This window comes from Pseudochrobactrum sp. sp1633 (assembly GCF_030376605.1).
Classification (GTDB): Bacteria; Pseudomonadota; Alphaproteobacteria; order Rhizobiales; family Rhizobiaceae; genus Pseudochrobactrum.
Genome location: NZ_JARRAE010000001.1, coordinates 442,091 through 457,664 on the forward strand (window position 1 = coordinate 442,091; position 15,574 = coordinate 457,664).

General features: G+C 47.5%; 23 protein-coding genes. 19 read left to right on the forward strand and 4 right to left on the reverse strand.

Going from position 1 to position 15,574, the window contains the following annotated elements; translation table 11 throughout:
- The first annotated feature begins 23 nt into the window (after window positions 1-23).
- The 4 genes from P8H26_RS02115 to P8H26_RS02125 are packed head-to-tail and all read left to right on the forward strand — an operon-like array spanning window position 24 to window position 2,840.
- Window positions 24-440, forward strand: a complete 417-nt coding sequence (locus P8H26_RS02115; RefSeq protein WP_022711860.1) for a phage tail tube protein — start codon at window positions 24-26, stop codon at window positions 438-440.
- Window positions 437-853, forward strand: a complete 417-nt coding sequence (locus tag P8H26_RS02120; protein ID WP_221724009.1) for a hypothetical protein — start codon at window positions 437-439, stop codon at window positions 851-853. The genes P8H26_RS02115 and P8H26_RS02120 overlap by 4 nt, the downstream gene beginning before the upstream one ends.
- A 20-nt stretch (window positions 854-873) precedes the next feature.
- Complete coding sequence (locus P8H26_RS18140) at window positions 874-1,053, forward strand: phage tail assembly chaperone (RefSeq protein ID WP_075655064.1); 180 nt, start codon at window positions 874-876, stop codon at window positions 1,051-1,053.
- Between the two features lie 8 nt (window positions 1,054-1,061).
- Window positions 1,062-2,840 carry a hypothetical protein gene (locus tag P8H26_RS02125; RefSeq protein WP_289631191.1) on the forward strand — a complete coding sequence of 593 codons (1,779 nt, stop codon included), beginning with the start codon at window positions 1,062-1,064 and terminating at the stop codon, window positions 2,838-2,840.
- A gap of 37 nt (window positions 2,841-2,877) precedes the next feature.
- Here P8H26_RS02125 and P8H26_RS02130 read toward each other — a convergent pair whose 3' ends face one another.
- Window positions 2,878-3,414 carry a hypothetical protein gene (locus P8H26_RS02130; RefSeq protein WP_289631192.1) on the reverse strand — a complete coding sequence of 179 codons (537 nt, stop codon included), beginning with the start codon at window positions 3,412-3,414 and terminating at the stop codon, window positions 2,878-2,880.
- Between the two features lie 72 nt (window positions 3,415-3,486).
- On the opposite strand from P8H26_RS02130, the gene P8H26_RS02135 reads away from it, so the two are divergent.
- Window positions 3,487-4,113, forward strand: a complete 627-nt coding sequence (locus P8H26_RS02135) for a hypothetical protein (protein WP_289631193.1) — start codon at window positions 3,487-3,489, stop codon at window positions 4,111-4,113.
- Here P8H26_RS02135 and P8H26_RS02140 read toward each other — a convergent pair.
- From P8H26_RS02140 to P8H26_RS02150, 3 genes are all read right to left on the reverse strand, one after another.
- Window positions 4,110-4,349 carry a hypothetical protein gene (locus P8H26_RS02140; RefSeq protein ID WP_289631194.1) on the reverse strand — a complete coding sequence of 80 codons (240 nt, stop codon included), beginning with the start codon at window positions 4,347-4,349 and terminating at the stop codon, window positions 4,110-4,112. The genes P8H26_RS02135 and P8H26_RS02140 overlap by 4 nt on opposite strands.
- A 31-nt stretch (window positions 4,350-4,380) precedes the next feature.
- A complete protein-coding gene (locus P8H26_RS02145) occupies window positions 4,381-4,581 on the reverse strand; it encodes a hypothetical protein (protein ID WP_156831459.1) in 201 nt (66 codons plus the stop codon).
- Between the two features lie 429 nt (window positions 4,582-5,010).
- Entirely contained in the window at window positions 5,011-5,250 is a 240-nt protein-coding gene (locus P8H26_RS02150) for a DUF982 domain-containing protein (protein WP_022711854.1), read from the reverse strand.
- Between the two features lie 64 nt (window positions 5,251-5,314).
- Between P8H26_RS02150 and P8H26_RS02155 the strand changes: the two genes are divergently transcribed.
- From P8H26_RS02155 to P8H26_RS02220, 14 genes are all read left to right on the forward strand, one after another.
- Complete coding sequence (locus P8H26_RS02155; RefSeq protein ID WP_289631195.1) at window positions 5,315-5,980, forward strand: hypothetical protein; 666 nt, start codon at window positions 5,315-5,317, stop codon at window positions 5,978-5,980.
- On the forward strand, window positions 5,980-6,411 hold the full coding sequence (locus tag P8H26_RS02160; RefSeq protein ID WP_289631196.1) for a GNAT family N-acetyltransferase: 432 nt from the start codon (window positions 5,980-5,982) through the stop codon (window positions 6,409-6,411). The genes P8H26_RS02155 and P8H26_RS02160 overlap by 1 nt, the downstream gene beginning before the upstream one ends.
- Window positions 6,412-6,435: 24 nt before the next feature.
- Window positions 6,436-9,060: a phage tail protein gene (locus tag P8H26_RS02165; protein ID WP_289631197.1), complete on the forward strand. Its 2,625-nt coding sequence runs from the start codon at window positions 6,436-6,438 to the stop codon at window positions 9,058-9,060.
- Window positions 9,060-9,533 (forward strand): hypothetical protein, encoded by a 474-nt coding sequence (locus P8H26_RS02170; RefSeq protein ID WP_075655074.1) that lies wholly within the window; start codon window positions 9,060-9,062, stop codon window positions 9,531-9,533. The genes P8H26_RS02165 and P8H26_RS02170 overlap by 1 nt, the downstream gene beginning before the upstream one ends.
- A gap of 1 nt (window position 9,534) precedes the next feature.
- Window positions 9,535-9,987: a hypothetical protein gene (locus P8H26_RS02175; protein WP_022711849.1), complete on the forward strand. Its 453-nt coding sequence runs from the start codon at window positions 9,535-9,537 to the stop codon at window positions 9,985-9,987.
- Window positions 9,987-10,349, forward strand: a complete 363-nt coding sequence (locus P8H26_RS02180) for a hypothetical protein (RefSeq protein ID WP_289631198.1) — start codon at window positions 9,987-9,989, stop codon at window positions 10,347-10,349. The genes P8H26_RS02175 and P8H26_RS02180 overlap by 1 nt, the downstream gene beginning before the upstream one ends.
- A gap of 53 nt (window positions 10,350-10,402) precedes the next feature.
- On the forward strand, window positions 10,403-10,606 hold the full coding sequence (locus P8H26_RS02185; RefSeq protein WP_289631199.1) for a hypothetical protein: 204 nt from the start codon (window positions 10,403-10,405) through the stop codon (window positions 10,604-10,606).
- Between the two features lie 20 nt (window positions 10,607-10,626).
- Window positions 10,627-11,928 (forward strand): hypothetical protein, encoded by a 1,302-nt coding sequence (locus tag P8H26_RS02190; RefSeq protein WP_289631200.1) that lies wholly within the window; start codon window positions 10,627-10,629, stop codon window positions 11,926-11,928.
- Window positions 11,900-12,313 (forward strand): hypothetical protein, encoded by a 414-nt coding sequence (locus P8H26_RS02195; RefSeq protein WP_289631201.1) that lies wholly within the window; start codon window positions 11,900-11,902, stop codon window positions 12,311-12,313. The genes P8H26_RS02190 and P8H26_RS02195 overlap by 29 nt, the downstream gene beginning before the upstream one ends.
- Before the next feature lie 49 nt (window positions 12,314-12,362).
- The gene (locus P8H26_RS02200) at window positions 12,363-13,160 is read left to right on the forward strand and encodes a hypothetical protein (RefSeq protein WP_289631202.1); all 798 of its coding nucleotides are present in this window, start codon (window positions 12,363-12,365) and stop codon (window positions 13,158-13,160) included.
- Complete coding sequence (locus P8H26_RS02205) at window positions 13,160-13,426, forward strand: hypothetical protein (RefSeq protein WP_289631203.1); 267 nt, start codon at window positions 13,160-13,162, stop codon at window positions 13,424-13,426. Before P8H26_RS02200 ends, P8H26_RS02205 begins: the two co-directional genes overlap by 1 nt.
- Before the next feature lie 102 nt (window positions 13,427-13,528).
- Complete coding sequence (locus P8H26_RS02210; RefSeq protein WP_122094406.1) at window positions 13,529-13,753, forward strand: hypothetical protein; 225 nt, start codon at window positions 13,529-13,531, stop codon at window positions 13,751-13,753.
- 136 nt (window positions 13,754-13,889) lie between these two features.
- Complete coding sequence (locus P8H26_RS02215; protein WP_289631204.1) at window positions 13,890-14,993, forward strand: hypothetical protein; 1,104 nt, start codon at window positions 13,890-13,892, stop codon at window positions 14,991-14,993.
- On the forward strand, window positions 14,990-15,574 hold a 585-nt coding region (locus P8H26_RS02220), incomplete at its 3' end, for a glycosyltransferase family 2 protein (protein ID WP_289631205.1). The genes P8H26_RS02215 and P8H26_RS02220, both read left to right, overlap by 4 nt.

Sequence of the window (15,574 nt, forward strand, 5' to 3'; positions counted from 1 at the left end):
TTATTTAAACAGGAGATAAGTCCATGGCTTTAGGTCGTGAGCTTGTGATCAAGCGTCTGATGACGCCGGATGATTTTGTCTCGGTGTGCGTGACAGAATCCCGCTCATTGGAAATCAACAATGAAGAAATCGACATCACCAAGCCCAATTGTGCTGATCCAGGCAGCAAGCTTTTGTTGCAGTTAATGTATGGCATCCAGCGTATCAATGTGCAGCTTGATGGTGCTTTCGTCAGCAACACTGCCTCCAAGGCCATGATCGGTGATGCAGTCAATCAGGTTGTCACGCCGTATCAAGTGGTGGTGCCGGGGGTTGGGACATTCGAAGCTGATTTCCTGATTTCGCTGACATTCTCGGGCGATAAGACCAATGAGCTGCAGTGTCAGGGGCGGATGTCTGCAACCGGCACTGTTGGCTTTACTCCGGCAGTATCACCATGACGGATGCTTTACCCAATACTCTCCGTGGTGAAGCTGCCTGCCAGATTGGCGATACCAATCTGGTCCTGGTTGTTGAGTTTGGCCGGTTGGCAACGCTTTGTGAAGTGGCCGGTTGTGACACGATGGATCTGCTCTATACGCGACTTATTGGTTTCCATCCTAAAACGGTGATGGCAGCCCTACGTGTCCTGACCACGCATCCGGATGGTGACAAGGCAGCGCGTGATCTGGCGCACAAAGCCATCGCAGAGCTGAGTGCCGCGGATGAACAGTCATTCCGCAAAGCTATCACCAAAGCTCTTTCCGGCCATATCAATGATGGCAAGAAACTGCGCGGCGAGACCGATCATCTCAATCAGTTGGAAAAGGCATTTGAGCAGGCCACATCGGGAAACGCACTGAGCCCCTCGTAATCACTGATCAAATCCAGCAAATGCTTAGTTTTGCAACCGGAGTATTAGGGTGGTCGCCGGAAGTTTTTTGGCGATCCACATGGCCGGAGCTGGAATCTGCTATCGAGGGGCGTACCGGTAAACGCTCAAAAGACATTATCACACCGGCAAGGGCGGCAGAGATTGCCCGTCATTATCCACCTACCAAATCCATCAGATAGGGTAATTCATGTCCCGCAATGACATCATGGCGTTTATCGGCGCCAATGCCCGTGGCTTCCATGATGCCATGACCCGTGTACGCGGCGATACCAAGGCAACTGCCAAGAATGCGCAACGGGAATTTTCTGATCTATCTGCCGGTTTTAACCGTTCTATGTCTTTGGTAAAGGGAGCATTGGCAGGTCTTGGCATCGGGCTGTCAATTCAGGGTGTCAAGCAGGTCATTTCCGATATTGGTAATATCGAGACGGCAGCAAAACGGGCTGGTATGACGATAAAGTCATTCCAGCAAATGAAATATGTAGCTGAAACCAACCGCATTGAAGTTGATGCGATGGCCGATGCCTTTCGTGAGTTAAACCTGCGGGCAAATGAATATGCCCAGACTGGCAAGGGCTCCGGTGCAGAAGCTTTTGCTCAGCTTGGTATGTCTCCGGAGGAGGTCAAGCAGCGGCTCAAAGATCCTGCAGATTTTATGCTGGAGATTATCGACCGTACCCGCCGCCTGAAAGACACTGCCGCCGGTATCCGTATTTTTGATGAGATCATGGGTGGTCAGGGTGGTGAGCAGTTTGTGTCCCTGATTGTACAAGGGCGCGATAAGCTTACGGAAACCATTAAAGAGGGCGAGGAGCTTGGCCGTGTTCTCTCCGATGATGTGGTGCAGGCTGCTGCCGATGTTGATAAAGCCTTCGTTGATATCACGAATACAGTATCAACGAGTTTGAAAGCCGCAATTGTTTCTGCGGCTTTGCAACTTCGCTACTTTCTTGACTTGTTCAATACAGTTGAGAACCGATCGCTGGATACTCTTACAAAACAGCGGGATGAGAAGCAGCGAGCCTTAAACATGAAAACAGGCGATTATCGCGGCGCATTTCTGCCTCCTAAAGAGCAGATTGAAAAAGAGCTCGCTGAAATTGACGCTCAAATCAAGGCTCACAAGGATAAGCAAAAGCTCCCTAATCAGCCTGATGATAGTATCCTGCCACCGGTTACGCCTTATATTTTGCCTGAAGATAAAAAGAAAAAGACTGGCGGATCGCGCTCAGTTAAAACTACCGATGCTGAACGTGAGAAAAAAGCGATTGATGATCTGATTACCTCACTCGAAGAAGAGTTGACGCTTGTCGGGCTTACTGATGAGGCGCGGGATAAGGAAATTGCCCTTCGTAAAGCCGGTGCCAGTGCAACGGATGCTCAGCGTAATCAGATCACAGCACTGATTGAAGCGCGTTATCAGGAGCAAAAGGCGGTCGAGGCCGTGGAAGAGCAGCTTCGCCGCAATGCTGATGCAGCTCTTGATCTGGCTGATATCTCCATGAATATGATCGACACAATCATTGATGGTTCATTCAGCGCAAAAGAAGCATTAGCCGGGCTGCTCCGACAAATGGCGCAAGCTCTGCTTATGGGGCAGGGTCCATTGGCAAATCTGTTTGGGATATCGCCTCAGTCTTCTGGTCTCGGCGGTCTGTTTGGAATGATGTTCGGCGGCGCGCGCGCAGCGGGTGGGAGTGTAACACCCGGCAATCTCTATCGCGTCAATGAGAAGGGTGAGGAATTTTTCTCTCCCGGCACTCATGGCCGCATTATTCCGCATGACGGTGCAGGCGGTGGCGGTGCATTCTCTTTCGCGCCGGTTTATCAAATCGATGCGCGTGGGGCAGATCAGGCTGCTGTAGCAAGATTGGAAGCTGGCCTGAAGAAGACCAATCAGGAAATGCAAGCGCGGGTGATCCAGACCGTTCGGGAAGCTCAAAGCAAATTTGTAAAGTTGGGATAGACTGCTCAGGCTTGGCAATGCCAAGCCTGAGCCCGATTTATGATGCAGTAGCTTGTCGCTGATCGCGTTTAGCCTGATTAACGCTCGCTGCTTTTTTCTGTCTGCCACGTTCCATAGGGTTGATGAGGCTTTTTACCTGCTTGTTGGGAATATTACGCATTCCTTCATGGGCGTGGCGTGTATTAAACGGAATTTTGTTGGCTTCAGCATGTTTCTTTAGCTCGAGAGCGTGCTGCGCATTTTCAACAAGTTCTTGTTTGGCGGCCATCTGACGGCGGCGCTCAACTTCAGCATTGGTTCGGCGCATCGCCATTGCCAGAACGCTGAGTTTAGTTTTTGAGCCATCATCTGCCTTTGATGCGGCACTGCCTTTTGGTGCAGTTTTGCCCCTGATTTCTCGTCGTCTTTGGTGCGCTTGAGTTTTAGCTTTTTCGCGCCGCTCACGGAGCAGTTTAACAAGTGAGGTTAGATCAGCGTCGGGGAGGGATTGAAGAGCCGGATGGCGTGTTTTGTCCACCAATGCAAGCTCATCTGCATTTAGCGCACGTTCTTCTTCTTTGCGGGTGATTGCCACGTTCCTTTACCTCCATACAGTCACAAATATCGAAAACCAACGTCACAGTTTTGAAAAGGTTCCATATTCGTTATGGCTCTTACCTACCCATTAGATATTCTTGCTGGTTTCCCCGGATGGTCAACGGAGTTCGATCTGTTGTACAGGCAGGAATATAGCCGGACAGCAGGTGGTACGACGATTGCCAAGGATATGGGCACGCCACTGTGGAAGGCTTCTTTTCAATCCGTAATATTGCAACCGAATGAGCTTGATATCTGGCGGGCACGTTTAAAAGCGGTGGACGGCAGTTTACAGCAGTTTAGTGGCAGACCTATGAGCCGTTGTTTTCCGATTGCTTATCCGAATGGTACGGGCATTGGCGATGTATCTACGGCGAGTATTGAAGGTATTGGGGCAGATAACAAATCTATCGCTCTTCAAGGTATGCCGGTTTGGTTCTCGATAACAATCGGTGATTATGTGCAAATCGGAACAAAACTTTATCAGGTATTAGAAAGTGCAGTTGCGAATGCTTCAGGTAAAACCACGCACTTTGAACTACGCCCGCATCTGGCTCCCGGTACAGCGGTCGGCAATGTGGTTACACTAATCGAGCCATCGGTGCCGATGATCATTCTGCCGGGGTCGCTGACCACATCTGCAGAACTGAGCACAGGGCGTGGCACAATCTCGTTTCAGGCGGTGGAAGCTCGTTAGCTCGTTTTAACTTTTTTAACTGAACGCTTAGAAGTAAGTTTTGTTGGAGTGGCTAGCAAACTTGCTTCGTGAGCAAGGCGTTCATTTTTTAACCGGAGTGTTTTGGCAACTCGTTTTTTATACTCAGTCTCGATTATAGCGATTGCGATTTTGTGCGTAATAGTAGCTTTAGACTCAGAGGCTGAGGTATTCTTAAATGTTTTTTGTATAAGATCTTCTTGGTTTGTATTATTCACATTATGCTCCGTTTTTATTGGTACCGATAGTTTAGGGGCGATGCCTAGATAGCCCCCCGCCAATTCTTTTCAGAATGCTGCCGAGCTTAGTAGCGTCCTTTAATTGCGAGGCTGAACTTTTATGAGCTATTGAAATTTGTTTTTCAGTAGCAACATCTTGATGAAAATGACGCTGTTCTATGATTGCATGTGGAGGCTGTCTCCCTCCAATTGCTTTTAGAATATTACTCATGATATTCCTCCCAGTGTATTTAAAATGAAGATGTAAATGAGAAAAGTCGGAACATGAAATGATCACTTAACCATCTCATTTATCTTCAAATTTTGTATGTTAGATTTAATATAATACAGAAAATATGTGATATAACTTGTTATAATTATTATATAATATGTAATTGTGTCTTATTTGCAGTGATTGACCGTTTGTTATGTTTTTGATCGAGTCAGATTTTCTGAGATCAGGAGATACCTGGCCAGTTTGTAATTTTTATCTGCTCATATATGCATCTATCAAAGGCAACGATTGATATGATGGCTCATTGTTTAAGGAAGTGACATCTGGGTAAAATTTGAAGTCAAATGGCTCAGAAAATGTTCGTTTTATGCGCAAGAACAATCTTTAGAGCTGTGTTTATGAGGTTTTATCGAAAAGGTGAAATTCTTATGCCAAAATCCCAGATACTTCTGCTGCATGTTTAAATGCAATCCGCGCACTTTGCGTGCTTCCATGATCATGTGAACACCTAAGGCAGGCTGTTATAGCTTCTCCCATACTATCCAGATCAAAACGCTGCCAATCGGAAAGCATAAAATTCTCCGCATCAGCAATATTACCGATTGAATGTGTGATGCCGTCTGAAATTTTAATAACGACGGCTTCATCCCAATAAATTAAATCCATGAGTTCATACCTCCTATTAAGATAACGCAGAGTTATCCAGAGTGTTCCTGAAGAAGGTGCAGCAATGCGATATATTTCAGCAGAAAACCAGCATGCGCTTGAACAGCGGATGTTGGTAGCGCGTGACTTTCTCTGGCTTGTTGCACGTGACCGACAGACTGGTGCTCCGGTAACGGAAGGTCTGTGGTCTGACGTGGGGAATATCACGGCAGATGTGGTCAATCCGGATAATGGTATACCTGAAACACGTGATTGGTATGGAACAGGTTCTCTGGTTTCCATTGACGATATTCCGCTCATCGCCAATCTTTCCGTGCAGAATGTCACAATCCGCATGTCGCAGGTGCATGAGGAAGTTGAACGGATTGTCCGTGATTATGATTGCCGTCAGGCGCGGGTAGAAGTCTATCGTGGCCTGTTCAATCCGGAAACACGTTTGATGGTCGCTCCGGCTGAGTGCCGGTTTGTTGGCTTTGTCGATAAGATTGAACTGAAAACACCGTCTGAGAATGAGGATGGTGCAGTCACAATGACCTGTGCCAGCCACACACAGGAATTTACGCGCTCCAATCCTGAGACGCGCAGTCATGCTTCACAGATCCTGCGCGATCCCAATGACACCTTTTACGAGGATGCGGCCACGGTTGAAGAATGGGAAGTGTTCTGGGGTTCCGAAAAGGGCAAAGTGCCGACACAGAAGAAGCGTAAAAGGTTCTTGGGGATATTCTGATGGTGCGTTTTGCGGTCGTTGCGGACAAAACAGCCTGCATCTGTCTCTTGCGGGAAAGCCATGAGGCTGCTGGTTTTACCTTCCCGTTTCAGGCGGCCTATGCGGCTGCTTTATTTGACGGGCATATGAACCATGCTCACGCTTGTGCTCTTGTTCTGGAACATGAGGGGCAAGTGCAGGGGCTGTTGATGGCCTCTTGGTTCGAGCATCCGTTCGGGGCTGGTCGTTATGCCAAGGAAACGGTCTGGTATGTGGCTCAAAGCGCCCGTGGTCGTGGTGCAATCAAAATGCTGGATGCCTATGAAGCATGGGCAAGAGAGCAAGGCTGTGCGGCTGTTGGTATGGCCTCACTCGCGACCAATGATGTTTCCCGCCTCTATGAGCGACGCGGCTTTGTGCCGGTCGAAACACACTTTCTCAAAAGCCTCTGAGGCTTAGTTTCAAAGAGATTATTCATGGCAATTTTTACCGGTATCGCGTCTGCGATAGGCGGCCTGATGGCCTCTACCTTTTTGTCAGGGGCGGTCGGCAGTTTTTTGCTTAAAGCCGCCGTTGGTATCGGCCTCAATCTGCTTGCGCAATCCATTGCCGGTAAACCACAGGAACCGGTATTTTCCATCAATGGCAGCCTGCAGGCCGGTGGTGATCTGCCGCGTTCTTTCCTGATCGGGAGAACGTCAACAGCGGGTTCCTTAGTTTGGGTCAACACATGGGGGCATGACGGCGATACACCAAACGCTTATCTGACACAGGTTATTGCACTGTCCGATCTGCCGGTCGCTGGCCTACGCGAGGTTTGGGTCAATGGTCAGAAAGTGACCCTTGATTACAATACGCCGGATATGTCGTGGGGCTGGCAGGTCAAAGAATATCGCAACGATGGCGATAACCTCTGGGTTAAATTTTATGACGGCACTCAGAAGACAGCTGACAGTTTTCTGGTCAATACCTGCTCCAATCAGAACCGCCAATGGGATGTGAACCGTGTCGGTCGTGGTGTGGCCTATGCCATTGTGACGGCGCGTGTCAGTAAGCAGATGTTCTCCGGTATTCCGAATTTCAAATTCGAGCTGGATGGCTTCAAATTCTACGATCCGTCAAAAGATAGCACCGCAGGCGGAAACGGTTCGCATCGGTGGTCTGATCCGTCCACATGGGGTGGCGATGGCGATCATCTGCCAGCCGTACAGGAATATAACCTTCTGCGTGGCCTACGCTGGAATAACCAGTGGTTTTATGGTGTGCAGGGCATGTCTGCTACGCGTCTTCCAGCTGACAACTGGATCAAGGCCATCAATAAGTGCCGTGCACCTATTTATGGGGCAAATGGCTTAGAGCCGACCTATCGGGCAGGTGGCGAGATCACAATTGATGCGCCTCTCGCAAATGCACTGGAGGCATTGAACACCTCCTGTCAGGGGCGTATCGCGGAAATCGGCGGTTTCTATCAGATGTTTCTCGGTAGCCCCGACGCGCCGGTCATTCATTTCACCGATGACGATATTCTCTCGACCGATGAGCAGACATTCACCCCGTTCTTCGGTCTGTCGGATACGATCAATGGTGTTTCGGCAACTTATCCGTCCTTCACTGACGGTTGGGTGATGAAGTCCGCGCCGTCACTGTTCCGTGCCGATCTGGAAGCCTTACACGGCAACCGGCGTTTGATGGCTAAAGTTGAACTGAACTTTGTTCCATATGCGGAGCAGGTGCAGCGGCTTATGAAATCGGCTCTTGAAGAGGGGCAGCGGGCGCGGCGGCACACTCTGGTCATTCCGCCAAGGTTTTGGGCTTACGCAGTGCCAGGTGTAATCTGGTCATGGACTTCCAAGCGCAACGGTTATGTCAATAAGCTGATGCGGATTGATGGCTCGGTAGACCGTGCCAATCTTGATGTTATGGTCGATATGACTGAGGTTGACCCGTCAGACTATGATTGGGAAAGCAGCACTGATTATCGTCCACCGGTGGATGGTGCAGTTGGTGCAATGCGTCCGCTGCCGACACCGATCTTCGATTTTGCTGTTACACCAGATATTGCACAGGACAGTAACGGCAATAATCGCCGGTGTGGCATTCGATTGGTCTGGGATGGTGAAGTGACCGGCGTTGATACGGTTATGTTTGAGGTGCGTCTCAAATCATCGCTGGCTGAAATCTATAAAGGCCGAACTGAAGATGTAGAGCGCGGGGCGCTATTGATTGCTCCAGGCATTCTTTTGCCGAATATGCTCTATGAAGTCCGCGCACGTTATTCATCCTATGATGGCAGTACGCCCTTTGTCTGGTCTGATTGGATTGAGGTGCGCACTGCGGATATCCGTTTCGGTCCACTTGATATTTACGCGATCAATATTGAACAGCTCAATAAGGACATCAGCGATGTTCTGAAAGGTTTGGGAGAGACGGATCGGTATGTTCAGGAGGAGTTGGATCGTATTGGTGCGCTGGCAGCTGAGCAGGAGGCTGGCAATGCCGGTATGTTCAAACTGTTACGTGAGGAAGCGGCGGTAACTGCGGGCAATCTAAAGGCAGGTTACACAAGGCTCGTTTCCGTTTCCATCGGTCCCGGCAGTGCAATTGCTTCCCGTATCGAAAAGCTGGAGGTAAAAGTTGATGAGGATATTGCCCAGGCTGTTAGCCAACTGACAACGCGTATCAACACTGTTGGCGATACTGTTGAGGCTCAGGCTGAAGCAATTACCCTGCTCACTGCTGATGTCGGCAATTTCTCAGCTGGTGGTTTGATCCGCATTACCAGTGAAGCCGCAAGCGGCAGTGCTTTGAACCGGATTGCTTTCAGCAGTTATGTGCAAGCTATGGGGCAGACTGCACAGGCGGCGATGTGGCTGGAAGCCTTCACAGGTAATGGTGGCCAATTGCTCAGTCAGATCATCATGAATGCTGATCGTTGGATCGTAACTAATGGTGTAGACAGCATGTCGCCGATGACATTCATCAATGGTGAACTGACCCTGATGTTGGCAAAAATCAATGAAATCATCTCCGGTCTGATCCGCTCACCTGACAGCAAATTCGTCATTAATCTTGATGAGGGTTTTTTGAAGGTGTCTGACTGATGAGTACAAGACTGCACTTAACAAAAAATCATCTCGTGGTTTCAAAACAGGGATTTGACGCGGACAATCCATCATTGGCAGAGGGTGATAAGCTCTTTGATAGTGATTGGTTATTCTCCAGCACGATTGTGGAGGTCGGTCTGCATATTGATCAATCCAGTTATAAAATGGATCCACCGCCGCAGAATTTGACCCGTTGGGATGAGCAAACGGATTGGTCGGCGCCGCAGATTATCAACTTTCAGCCATTGGATTATGTTCCGACAGTGTTGCTAATCAGCCTGTCTGATCCTCGGTATTGGGGCAATCATGGCATGGTATTGCTAGGCGCTCAGCCTCTCATCAATCGGCCAAGTGATTATTGGCGCACGGGCGAAATAACCGTCACCAATAGTCGTATAACTATCCCGCGAATTCGCAATCCTTCTGGTTATTATCGGGAGAGCTTTATTTATCTGGTGATGGGGATATGACATGGATGAAAATATCCTTATCGGCAAAAACGGTAATCAGCATGGCATCTGGGTAGCCAAGCAGGGCAAAACCGTCCAGCAGGGCGGCCAGATGCTGATGTCATCTGTCCAAGACATGCTGAAAATCCATGCGCAAGGTTCTGTTCCGTCATTCGGCTACAATGAATCGCAAGGCTTATGGCGGCATCAAATTGAAGTCCCGTTTCAGGAGCTTCCGTTTATTCCGCTGGCATTCATGGGCTTTAAATCTTCCGCTGCTGAGCCGTTTCAATTCCCGCCTGATCTGAGCGGTATTGTGGCTACGCAATCATTTGGCGGGAATATAGGCTTAGTCAACTTTATGCCTGTTGTTGGCATTTCTCACAACAAACTGACTTTTAGGGGCTGGGTGCCTCAATATGAATGCCGGTTCAATTATACCGTCTTTTTAGTCAAGCTACGTGAGAAGTTCTGATGGCGGGGCGGGTACTATTCCAGCGTGGTGCCAACTTTAAATTCCGCATTTCCAAGCCCGGAAAGGACGTTGACAGCACTGATCTTTTTGACTTTGTGCTGCATGAGGGGATCGGCACTGTTGCCCCATACGTAACAGGCTCGGTTCAGGTGCCAGCAAATAGTAATGTGCTCATTCCATTCGGACGCACCTATCAGCAGCCGGCACTTATTATGCTTAAACCGTCCGATGGTGTTGTCGCGTTTCTATCGCAGTTCGAAGCCCGCATCCAAGGCGATATGGCCTCAATGCGGATTTACAACAAAACCGGCACCTCGCGCTATGTCACCTATTACGTCTATTGGAATTCGATAGGCGGCTGACTTTCCTTACTTCACTCACAGCAATCACCCGCTTTTTGCGGGAAGGAGATCGCATGTCTGCAACACAGACCAATATCACTCCACCAATACAAATTCATCCGCTGGCTGAATTGCATGAAACGGCGTTTCAGCTTGGCATTATCCGTCAGCGTAATCTGATTTTGGCTTCAGAAAATCTAATGATGAAAGAACGCATTCAAGCTCTGGAAGCGGAAAACAAAGAACTGATTGTAGAGCGCAAGGAAGGGGCAGATTAATGGCTATTCGTCCCGACTGGATGACCGGCACGCTTAATCTCGTTGCCGGAACACCTGACTTCACCACGACAGGGTCGGCTTTGCAGACCGCAGCCATTCAGGCCGGTGATGCGATTATCACCGCAACAGGCTATGTGCTCATCATTGCTGAAATCACTGGGCAGAACAGCGGCCGGTTATTTGATAATTGCCCTGTGGCAGCTGCCGGTGACGGGCAACCCTTGCGGGTTCGCTATCAGCCGGATGGTAGCCGCGTGCAGGCTGCTGTTCGGATGATGAGAGATCTGCTGACCACAGGTAATCTTGAAGCATTTGCTGTACTTGTTGGTGAAGAAGATGCAGTACCGGTTTTTGTTGGACCAGGTGTTATGAAATTGGTGCCGAAATCAGAATTCGGACCCGATGATACCAAAGGCAATCTGGCCACTCTCGCTGCATTGGAGAATATTGCAAATCTCACAGAGCTTGCAGCGATTGCGAAAGCCAATGATCAGTTCATCATCATGGGGGCGGACGGCACAATTACGCTGAAGTCAATCAAAGACCTGACCGATACGATTGCGAAAAATGCAGACGAAATTGATAAAAAGTATGATCTTCCAGTCGATGGTACTGCTGATCAGCTGATTGATGCAACTGGCGCTGCAATCCCAAAGACGGGGTTGCCGATTTCAGATGCAGTACATAAAGCATTGGATGCCAAAGCTTCTTATAACTGGATCATCAACGGCGATTTCACCATTAATCAGCGTGGTGGTGTGAAAAAGCCTGCCAATGGTGTCTATGGTTTTGACCGCTGGAAAGGTCACTCAAACGGAATTGAGCAGATTATTGAGGGTCTGCCAGCTGGTGAATATACGCTCACATGGTCTGGCGGGGGTAATGGAACATTCGGTGGGCAAACAAAAGCATCACCTATAAAAGTTAATGTAACGGCTGGAAATGCATCTGTGGTGGTGCCTGCAACTGCAACGAAAATAAGCGTCGTGGCGGGCGATGCTACGTTGAGCGACCCTTGGGTGGCGAGATCTCTTGCGTATGAATTTCATATGTGTACGCGTTACTTTCAAAAGGTATCAGTTTCAGCGCGGTTTTGGTCAACTCAGGAAAATCAATATTCCAGTAATAGTGTTACATGGTCTGCAATGAGGCTGGCACCTTCAGTTTCACTTGATGATCAGGGGCAAAGGTCTGCAAACTTAAAAACTGCTACTCTAGCTGGAGTCTCAGGTCGTGGCGGCAGGTTTGAAATTGTCTCTGCGGCACAAGTAGGTGATTGCTACGCATTAGCTAATGCATATAATTTGGACGCGGATTTTTAAAATGGTAAATAGCGCGAAATTTGCAAAAGATGGTTTAATCATATCTGTAATTGATGGGAATGAAATTGCAATTCCTGACGATATGGCAAATCGACATCGTGCCATGATTGCAGAGTGGGTGGCTGCGGGAAATGAAATCGAACCTTACGTGCCGGATCCATTGCCAGAGCCTGTAATCGTCATTCCTGCTGTCACTCTATGGGAACGTATGACAGATGCTGAAGCCATTCAGGTGAATGATGCAATGGCTGCGCAGCCAATACGCACTCGTCAGATATTTCTCACAGCCAATACATTCCGTTCAGATCATGAACTTTGGCCACTCTTGCAGCAGGTTGCTGCTACTCTGTTCGGTGTTGAGCGTGCTGCAGAGTTGCTGGCATAAACGCTAATTTTTATGCTGCTTTAACAGTAAATTTCACAGGAAAATTCAGATGGATAAAACCGTGCCAGCTGGCGCGGCGATCCTGCTTGACTTCATTCGTAAGACTGAAGTCGGACGGACTGATCGCGCGTCTTATGATGTTATCTATGGTCACAATCAGGATAAACTGCCGAAGCCAATCACCTCGATGACAATCGGTGAACTGGTTGATGCGCAGGCCAGCTTTACCAAGCGGTTCAAATCATCGGCGTCTGGTGGTTATCAGTTCATGCGCAAGACCTTGCAGGATTTGTCGCGTGAGTTGCGCCTGAACGGGCGGCAGGTGTTTGATCCGGATTTACAAGACCGACTCGGTTATCACCTGTTAAAACGCCGTGGCTATGAAGAGTTCATGGCCGGTACAATCTCCATGACTGAGTTTGCCAAACAGCTGGCAATGGAGTGGGCTTCGTTTCCGGTGCTTGCCGCGACGAAAGGGGCGCACGGTCAGCTAAAGCGCGGCCAGTCATATTATGATGGTGATGCACTCAATAAGGCACTGGTGAAGCCAGAAGTGATTGTGGTGGTGTTGCGTAAAGTAAGAGACGCAGGCAATGGCTTACCTGTATCAGCAACTGAAAATCCGGAAGCGGAAACGCCACCGCCTGAGCCTGAAAAGACAAAACCGGTTTCTCATTCTAAGCGCTTTTGGACGTGGCTGACAGCTGCGGCGCTTCCTGCAGTTGGTTTGCTGGACTGGCGAGTGCAGCTGGCTTCCGTGATTGTGGTGAGCGGTATCGCGGCCTACGCGATTTATTCCATGCCGTCTGTGAAATCCAAAGTCGAAAAACTGTTTGAGGCACTCTGATGATGGGGCGGCTCCAAATAATACTCGCTGTGCTGGCCGTGGGTGCTGTTGCGCTCACGGGTGCTGTCCAGCTGGGTAAATACAAAGAGCGGCAACGCGGGGCAATTCAGCAGCTGCAGAGTGATATCCGTGCTGAGCGGGAGAGGGTGAAGGATGATGCGAAAACGCGCAATCTATCGGACTATGATTTCTGTGTTCAGTCTCTTCGCCGTCGCGGGGTGCAGTCCGCAGACTGTGAGCAGCTGCGCGGGCTGGCGAAAGAATGATCTGTCAACGGTTGGTTTGGTGGCGCTGACAAGAGTTGACCGGCCAGCAGCTGAGCGAGTGGAAGGTAATGACCAAAATGGAAAACGGCAGGGGTGCTGGTGATGGCAACGGCAACGCAGGATACGAGGGACAGAGTTATTCGTATGGAAGGAAAGGTTGAAGAACTTGAACGAAAAATAGACCGACTAGATACTAAGGTCTCTGAAATGCATCATTTACTAACGCAAGCTAAGGGAGCGCGTTGGATGTTGATTTTTTTGGTTGGTTTTGGTGGTTTTATTGCGGCAAATATAACTCCATTTGTTCAGTATATTTGGGGGAGGTGATGTTATAATTCATAGTTTATTTTTAATGTATGTTTTATTAGAATTTTTTTGTAAAGAGTACTAACATTCTATGCTGTTGTGAACGCCATCGAAAAATAATATATAAGTTGGAGAGCGTCTATAAAGTAGGTAGTTTATGATTTTTTTTGTCAGGTCGTGCTTAGCTAGTTACGACTCTAGGATACATAAATATTTTCAATGCCTCCAAAATGCAGGACTATCTTTTAAGTTTGTTGGCTGGAGGCGTGGTGACGATAATTATTCTCCGCAAAATGATGAGATCATCTATCTTTTGAATGGGCGTCTAGGAGGGGGCTGGCGAAATCTATATTCATTAATAAAATGGAATTTCTTTCTATTTTTTACACTCGTATCGCATAGGAAAGAAATAAAAATTGTTCATGTAGTTGATTTGGATTCCGCATTTGTCTGCAATGTTTTTTGTCGCATTTTTCGGAAAAAAATTATTTTTGATATATATGATAAGTACACAGCAGTGAGGAATATTTCTGGCATTGTTGGACGTATTGTTGACAGTATTGAGCTGTCAATTGCGAAGAGTGCGGATTTGACCATCTTGGCGGGCCTCACTCGCTATAGACAGTTAGGTTTGGATAAACTCCCATCCAATTTTATAGTACTGGAAAATGTACCCGCTACCCAAATTGCTAAAGAGATGATGCCGCAGAGTTTTGACAAAATACGACTTGGTTATTTTGGTGTACTAGAGCCATATCATCGTGGCTTAGAAGATTTAATGAGTGTGGTTTCGGTTAATCCTGATTTTGAACTACATGTGGCAGGTTATGGTGGTCTGCTAGATGAAGTTAATAAATATGTTAAATCTTCTTCTAATATCCATTATCATGGAATACTTAATTCAAAAAATGGATTGAAATTAATGTCGGAAATGCATGTAATTATTGGAATGTATTATTTAAGTGTTCCTAATCATTATTATGCATCACCCAATAAGTATTATGAACACCTTATGCTTGGAAGAGGGCTATTAACAACGCGAGGGACAAGCCCTGGCGAAGGGGTTCGCGAAAATGGTACTGGATGGGCTATTGCTGAAGGGCAGGAATCAATATCAGTTTGGTTGAAGCAATTAAATCCAGATTCAATTAATGCAGCAGGTGAGGCGGCTCATGCTGTTTGGGTAAGGCAATATATTGATTATTTTCAAAAGAGTTATAATGAACTGTATTTAGTTAAGGTAAGAAGTATGTTGGCATGAGTGGCAATGGTGATATGACTGTAACTATTATTATGCCTGCGCATAATTCAATGACGACAATAAATAAAGCTATATCCTCTGTTGTTGAGCAAAGTTATTCGGATTGGAAACTTCTGATAATTGATGATTTATCTAAAGATAAAACCGTCCAAATTGTTGAGTCTTGGTGTGAGAGGGACGCACGTATTCAGTTGATAAAGTTGTCAGCATGGTCGGGTGTTGCTGTTGCGAGAAATACTGGTTTGAATTTGGTTTCTAGTGATTATGTTGCATTTCTGGATAGTGATGATTTCTGGAGTTCTGATAAACTACAAATCCAAATTAATTTTATTAAAAGAAGCAAAACACCAATAACTTTCTCGAGTTATTATAGAATTGATGAAAATGAAGAAATTATTGGCTTTATAAATGCGCCGAGTAAGGTTTCTTATATAGATTTATTGAAAAGTAATTTTATTGGTAACTCAACAGCTGTTTTGAAATGGTCCTGTTTTCAGGATATTCGCTTTAAATCAGTAGGAAATGAAGACCATCTGTTTTGGTTGGAATGTTTGAGAAAGGTTAATGGATATGTTTTTTCT